The 7,505-nt window shown below is 44.8% G+C and carries 3 protein-coding genes; 2 read left to right on the forward strand and 1 reads right to left on the reverse strand.

The features are described from left to right. The first annotated feature begins 334 nt into the window (after positions 1-334). Both ACUVJL_RS38000 and ACUVJL_RS38005 read left to right on the forward strand, forming a co-directional pair. Complete coding sequence (locus ACUVJL_RS38000; protein ID WP_445250534.1) at positions 335-5,209, forward strand: SNF2-related protein; 4,875 nt, start codon at positions 335-337, stop codon at positions 5,207-5,209. A 227-nt stretch (positions 5,210-5,436) separates the two neighbouring features. After that, complete coding sequence (locus tag ACUVJL_RS38005) at positions 5,437-6,264, forward strand: SWIM zinc finger family protein (RefSeq protein ID WP_445250535.1); 828 nt, start codon at positions 5,437-5,439, stop codon at positions 6,262-6,264. A 283-nt stretch (positions 6,265-6,547) separates the two neighbouring features. On the opposite strand, the gene ACUVJL_RS38010 is transcribed toward ACUVJL_RS38005, so the two are convergent. Continuing rightward, positions 6,548-7,180 (reverse strand): HAD-IA family hydrolase, encoded by a 633-nt coding sequence (locus tag ACUVJL_RS38010; protein WP_445250536.1) that lies wholly within the window; start codon positions 7,178-7,180, stop codon positions 6,548-6,550. Between the last annotated feature and the right edge of the window lie 325 nt (positions 7,181-7,505).

Consider the following 7,505-nt stretch of genomic DNA (forward strand, 5'->3'; position numbering starts at 1 on the left):
GATCGACTGTCTGCGTCTCGATTGTAAGCATTTATACTCTAGAATTATTTTTTGCACTCAGGGGTCGATTCTCCGGTCGATCGCCCGCTAAACGCCTTCCATAGATGGTACGATGAATTTTCATTTGCGAATGGGGACGTTGAAGGAAGAAGAATTTAGTTATCTAGGACACGGAATAAGCGGTAAGGTGCGAACGGATAACCTAAATATACAGGTTCTACCTAATTCCTGGGTGGCTCTAAATATCCTCGGTTTGTTTTAAATAAAATTTTCATAAATCCCATTTAAATGCTTTAGTCAACCTCCCAATTTAAAAAATATCAGGATTAAAAACATGGCAATTTTACACGGTAGTTGGATATTAGAAAATAAAAAAAGCTGCTTATTTATTTGGGGAGAAACTTGGCGAAAAATAGGGACAATTAACACCCTAGAATCGGGGAGAAATTTACCGCATCCCTTAGCAATGACAGAATCTGAATTTAAGACTTTCCTAAATTCCTTGCAGCAGTCGGGAAAACTGGATTGGCAATTACCGGAAACTGCCGAAAGTCCACCGGAAAAAAGCAAGAAAAATCGGCGATCGCCTAAAACTCAAAACGCAGAAATTACCGCCCCAAACTCCTCAATTAAAAGGGAAATTCGGGCGATCGCACTTCCCACCAAAATCTCAGAATCGAACGTAAATCTGATGCCGCAGCACTCAGCAGCAGCACTTGAGGAACCGCCCCAAACCGAGGAAATTTACCTTTATCCCTGGCAAGTCGAGGGTTTTTGTCTCAACCCTCAAGCAGCTTTTGTTTTCTTGCAATCACTACCGCTTAACAGCACGGAACCAGACTCTTTTGTCGGCTCAGATTTGCGTTTTTGGTCTCATATTGCTAGGTGGAGTTTGGATTTGTTGGCAAGATGCAAATTTTTGCCTGGATTGGAGAAACAGTCCGACGGTTCTGCTATTGCCAAATGGCAACCCCTGTTAGATAGTTCTACAGACATACTCCGCTTCGCAACTTTTGTTAAGCAAATGCCGACGGCTTGCCGAACATATCAATCGAAGGAAGAAGGAAGTTCGGCAACGGATTCTGTAACGGATGTAACGGATGTAACGGATGTCAGAAAGAAGGAAGAAGGAAGTTCGGCAACGGATTCTGTAACGGATGTAACGGATGTCAGGAAGAAGGAAGTCGGAAGAAGGAAGAAGGAAGAAGGAAGAGGGGAAAAAGAAGAAGAATCCAGTCAATTACCTTTAGCGGTGGATTTGCTGATGGGGCCGGAGGAATTGGTGTTAGGCTTTTTGAGTAGTATTGTAGATAGTCAAGTGCGATCGGCTGCTAGCTCTACTTTAGACATCAAAATAGTTTCTCCTGTGCGCGAATGGCAGCAAGCTTTGCAGCAAGAATCTGGGATAGTTCAAGTAGAAACAGCAGCCTTGGAAAACTTGGCAACCAAGCTGACTGCTTGGACTGCACCGCTGCAAAATCAATTATCTCAACAAAGTCAATTTCGCACTTGCTTTCAACTCATTCCGCCGTCTCCTGGTAAAGCCAACTGGAGTTTAAATTATTGCTTGCAAGCAGCAGATGAAGCGGAATTTTTGGTAGACGCGACAACTATTTGGAACAACTCAGTCGAGCGTTTGGCTTATGCGGGGCGGACAATAGAATTGCCTCAAGAAACTTTGCTCAGCGGCTTGGGTTTAGCCTCTAAACTTTATCCGTTAATTGAACCGAGTTTGCAAGCACAGCGACCTCAATCTTGCCAATTAAATCCGCTGCAAGCTTACGAGTTTATTAAGTCTGTAGCTTGGCGGTTTGCTGATAGCGGGTTGGGCGTAGTTTTGCCGCCGAGTTTGACAAAGACGGATGGTTGGGCGAGTCGTTTGGGTTTGAGCATTCAAGCGGAAACAACCCCCCCCAACCCCCCCTTAGTAAGGGGGGGCGCTGGAGAAACTAACCCCCCCTTAGTAAGGGGGGGCAAGGGGGGGTTGGGATTGCAAAGTCTGCTAAATTTTAAGTGGGAATTGACGATCGGCGGACAGCGCCTTTCTAAAGCAGAATTTGACAGATTGATCGCGTTGAATTCGCCTTTGGTGGAAATTAACGGCGAGTGGGTGGAGTTGCGCGCGCCGGATGTGAAAGCGGCTCAAACTTTTTTTGCCAGCCGCAAAGAGCAAATGACTCTTTCTTTGGAGGATGCTTTGCGTTTGGCCTCGGGCGATTCTCAGATGATCGAAAAATTGCCTGTGGTGAATTTTGAGGCTACGGGTCAACTTCAGGAATTGTTGCATACTTTGAGCGATAATCAAGCGGTAAGTGCGATCGCAACTCCGGCTAGTTTCCGAGGACAATTGCGGCCTTATCAAGCCCTAGGAGCCGGCTGGTTAGCATTCTTAGAACGCTGGGGTTTGGGCGCTTGTCTCGCGGACGATATGGGAACTGGTAAATGCGCTTTACCACAAAGCTTGCTATTTGTCAATGGCTTTTTACAAAAAGCTGAAAAAATATGGGAAGCTTATGCCGGAAAAACAGAATTCGACGGTGAGGGCTTTTGGTCTGAACCTAACGAGCAATTACTGGTAAATTCCATAAATCAGGAAACAGGCAAAATTGTACAGGCGACTATTCGACGGCTTTACCGCCAGCAAGTGCAAGAAAAGTTGCGAACAATCAAACTACAAGATGGTAGCAGCATCACAATTACCCGCCGCCACAAATTGTTAGGACGCGATGGCTGGACAAATGACCTCAAGGTTGGAGATTATGTTTGCGTTCCTGCTAAATTGTATTGGGAAGGAAAGCCGGAAGATCCCGATTTGCTCAAGTTTCTGGCTTGGCAGATTGCTGAGGGATATGAGCAGCGCGATCGGGCTGTACTCTCGATCGCACAAAAAGATGCGACAGTTCTGGAAGAGTTACGTGTCGCACTGCACCGGATCGGCGAAAAGTATGGGATAAAAATAAATAATCCTGCTGTTCGTACTCGTGCTCATCAGAGAGCAGCAGACTTGGTTGTATGCAGTCGAGGGTACCAAAGCTTTCTTGAGTCTAAAGGCTACGAGTGGGGGAAACTGTCAGCCGAGAAAAGCTTCCCACAATTTATCATGCAAGCCAATCTTGATAGCATTCGGATTTTTATCAAAAACTACTTTGATGCTGAAGGTTCTGTCATTCGTAAAATGCGGACTATCGAAATTAGCACCGCTTCGCCTTTAATCATCCAACAACTTTCTACACTGCTGCGGCGCTTTGGAATTTGGCTGCGAATCGCCACTAAACAGAAACGCGCCACCAATGGCAGCGGTATTTTTCGCACGTATTACATCGGCACTTTCGGCGGTAACTCAGCGCGCATATTTTTGCAGGAAATTGGTTTTGGCTATCCCGAAAAACAGCGTAAATTAGAGCAGATTTGCGAATCGGCTTGCAACACCAATGTTGAGGGAATTCCTGCTTCCGATCTCGTCGCTCGTGCAGTAGAAATTACAAAATTACCATTGCGCCATTTCGGAATGCACAATCCTGTTTATATTAACGGTTCCCAGCAGTTTTCCCGCATCAGTCTAGAAAAGGTGGTAGCAGGTATGGAAAATGTGCTTGGTGGTTCCGCAGAACAGGAGTACCGCCAGCTAAAGCCTTCTAAATGGACGAATCAGACCCTAGAGGCTTATGCAAATCTCAATGTAGCGCAGCTAGATACTCTCCGAGAAAATTTGCAACTTATACTCGATCGCGAAGTATTTTATTGCAGAATAGAAGAAATTGAGGATTTTGAGTACAGTGGGTGGGTCTATGATTTTGAGGTGGGCCAACATCACAATTTTGTTGCCAATAATATTTTGTGTCACAATACTGTTCAGCTAATTGCTTTTCTCCTGCATTTACAAGAAAAAGATTCCTTGGAAGGGCCGACATTACTGGTTTGTCCGACATCGGTATTGGGCAACTGGGAACGCGAAGTCAAGAAGTTCGGCCCGACGCTGAAAGTATTGCTACACCACGGAGACCAACGCGCTAAAGGCAAAGCATTTGCTGCGGCGATTAAAGGAAAGGATTTAATAATTACCAGTTACGCGCTGGTGTTTCGGGATGCGAAGGAATTTCAAGGCATTAAATGGCAAGGATTGGTTTTAGATGAAGCGCAAAATATTAAAAATTCCGAGGCGAAGCAGTCGCAAGCGGTGCGACAAATCGAGGCATCTTTTAAAATTGCGCTGACGGGAACTCCGGTGGAAAATAGACTGCAAGAATTGTGGTCAATTTTGGAGTTTCTCAATCCTGGCTATTTGGGACCGCGCAATTTCTTTCAGCGCCGATTTGCAATTCCGATCGAGAAATACGGAGATAGGGAATCATTGCAGACTTTGCGATCGCTCGTTCGGCCTTTCATCCTCCGCCGCCTGAAAACCGACAAAGAAATCATCCAAGATTTGCCCGAAAAACAGGAGATGACTGTATTTTGTGGGCTGGCGGCTCAACAGGGGGTATTATATCAGAAAATAGTCGAAGAGTCAATAGCTGAATTAGACTCAGCCGAAGGTATTCAGCGCCGGGGAATGATTCTGGCTTTGCTGGTAAAACTCAAGCAACTTTGCAACCATCCGGCTCTTGTGAAAGCAGAAGCTAAGCCGAAAGAATTGGAGATTAAAAGTCAGGAATCAGGGAAATTGCAGCGGTTGGTGGAAATGTTAGAAGAGGTGCTCGCTGAGGGCGATCGGGCTTTAATTTTTACTCAATTTGCCGAATGGGGAAAACTCCTGAAACCGCATCTAGAACAGCATTTAGGGCGAGAAGTTTTGTTCTTGTACGGAGGAATTCGGCAACAGCAGCGGGAAGAAATGATCGATCGCTTCCAGCACGACCCCCAAGGCCCGCCGATTATGATTTTATCTTTAAAAGCAGGCGGCACAGGTTTGAACTTAACCAGAGCCACCCACGTTTTCCATTATGACAGATGGTGGAATCCCGCAGTAGAAAATCAGGCAACTGACCGCGTATTTCGCATCGGTCAAACTCGCAACGTGCAAGTTCACAAATTTGTCTGCACTGGTACGTTAGAGGAGAAAATACACGATATGATTGAAAGCAAAAAAGCTCTAGCCGAACAAGTTGTCAGCGCCGGCGAAAACTGGCTCACCGAGCTAGATACAGACCAACTTCGGAATTTACTAATCCTCGATCGCAATGCTATCATAGAAACAGAAGAAGAATAATATAGCATTTCTCAGAAAGATGAGGTGCTATCGGTCATAGGGCATAGGCCTCCGTGGGCATAGGGCATACCTCACTTTCTTGAGAACCGCTATATAACCCATTCCCAACAGCATGACACGGAAGTCACGAATACACGGATAGCTGTTTTTTTCTTTCTGAATTCAACATCCCAATTACCAATGCCAGATGCCCAATGCCCCATGCCCAATTCCCAATTCCCAAATAAATGATTGACAGAGAATGGTGGACACAACAGTGGTTAGATTTAATAAATACCTACCGCTTCAAAAAGCGCTTAGAACGTGGCTGGCAATACGCGCGGGAGGGAAAAGTTCTCAGCATTAACTTCCCTAACCAAGAAGTAATCGCCCTAGTTCAAGGAACAGATCCCAAGCCCTATCAAGTTTCTTTAGGGCTCGACACATTGAGCGATGAAGATTGGGACTATGTGATTGAAAATATGTCGCAAAGAGCAGTTTTTTCAGCTAAATTACTAGCAGGAGAAATGCCACACAATATTGAGGATGTATTTGCGGCCGCCGGCAAAACGCTATTTCCGTTAAGTTTATCTGATATTCGATCGCGCTGTAGCTGTCCTGACCCCAAAAACCCTTGCAAACACATCAGTGCAGTATACTACTTATTGGGCGATCGCTTCAGTGAAGACCCCTTCGTACTCTTTCAACTGCGAGGGAGAACCAAAGAGCAAATCTTGACAGCACTCCGTCAGAGAAGAGGTACGCAAGGAGAGGAAAATTCCCAACTCAACTCCGGCGAAAATGCCCCCACTACGAATTCTAAATTGCCGAAGGTCGATCGCTTTTGGGAATACAACCAGCAGCTAGAATCATCTTTAGTAGTCATTGTACCGCCGCCCAGCAGCGAAACAGTATTAGATATCTTAGGCCCAATTCCCCTCGCACCCGACGGAAAAGGAACCGCTAGCAAATCCTCCCCTGCATCAGACGCCCTCAAGCAGCATTTTAGCAAAATCTACCAAGCAGTTAGCCAGCAAGCAGTTTTAGCAGCACTGAAACGGAGCGAAACAGATTAACAGATTATGCTTTCTTTAGTTCCCCTCTGCTAGGCAGAAAGTCTGTGTAGTTGCGGTTTCAACCGCCGACTATTCTATTCGTTTGTGCAAAGGCTAAGAGACCCTGTTTTTTATAAAATCTGCGAAAAAACTGGGTTTGTGGAAATTATAAATCACGTTAAAAAACCCGATCTTTTATACCACTTTCAATAAATAATGCACTACAAACGGATTTGAGGGCGGTTGTTCCACGGGGCATAATATAAGCCCTGGTTGGGGAATTCCCTTACAAATAGCATGACAATTACTGCCAGGAATTCATAATCTCTATCAATTCCTGGGGGCGTTCAATCAAAAAATCAGGATGTTGGGCAGCCAAAGCTTCCTGAGAATTAAAACCCCAACCTACAGCAATTACCTTAATTCCTGTTTTTTTAGCAGCGTCTATATCTCGAATTTCATCTCCCACATAAACGACTTGTTCAGGATTTATATTCTCTCTTCTTAGCCATTTATTAATAACTTTATGCTTACCAAAAGTGGAGCCAGAGTAAATAAAGGTAAAAATGCCTTGCAAACCGTTTCTTTCCAGGGATGTCCAGACATTTTCTCTTGAATTAGAGGTAATAATACCCAGTTGAAAACCACGTTTTTTCAACTCGAGTAAAACTTCTTTAATTCCCGGAAATAATTGAATGTTGGGAACTTCACTGTGCAACTCTGCTTTCAACCTTCTAATCAACAGGGGGAATTTGAAGATAGAAATGCCAGAATACTGAAGAATTTGCCAAGAATTTAAATTGCTCAGTTGAGCGAGTTCCTGTTTTGTCGCTGACTTAAAGCCGAATTCTGCTGACAAACGGTTGGTGATACTCAGAAGAATATCGATTGTATCTGCTAAAGTACCGTCAAAATCAAAAATAATTACTTTGGTCATTGAGTAAAAAAATCAGGAATAGGTAATCACTTCTATATTACCTATTCCCTCTTGCTTGTCACAAAAAAAAATGATGGCAACGGCGGGATTTGCACCCGCATCTCCTGGTATGCTCCAAGGAATTTTATCATCAGAACTATGGGTTTGAAACCCCGTCCTTTTAGGACGGCTTTACATTGAATTAAATCCCCTCGCGGGGTGGAGGGGTATGGTTGCCCCAAGGCGTGAGGTATGGTTGCCTCAAACTCCCATTTCTGGGGTAGAAGAGACGACCTGCCAGGTCGTCTGTACTTCGCCAATGTTTAGTGAGCTTGCGCCGGCTAGC

It is taken from the genome of Microcoleus sp. OTE_8_concoct_300 (assembly GCF_031383065.1).
In the GTDB taxonomy this organism is placed as follows: domain Bacteria; phylum Cyanobacteriota; class Cyanobacteriia; order Cyanobacteriales; family Microcoleaceae; genus Microcoleus.

Excerpts from the sequence above, each read along its gene's own strand:
- ACUVJL_RS38005 (WP_445250535.1), top strand. The coding sequence starts at position 5,437 with ATGATTGACAGAGAATGGTGGACACAACAGTGGTTAGATTTAATAAAT.
- ACUVJL_RS38010 (WP_445250536.1), bottom strand. The coding sequence starts at position 7,180 with ATGACCAAAGTAATTATTTTTGATTTTGACGGTACTTTAGCAGATACA.
- ACUVJL_RS38000 (WP_445250534.1), top strand. The coding sequence starts at position 335 with ATGGCAATTTTACACGGTAGTTGGATATTAGAAAATAAAAAAAGCTGC.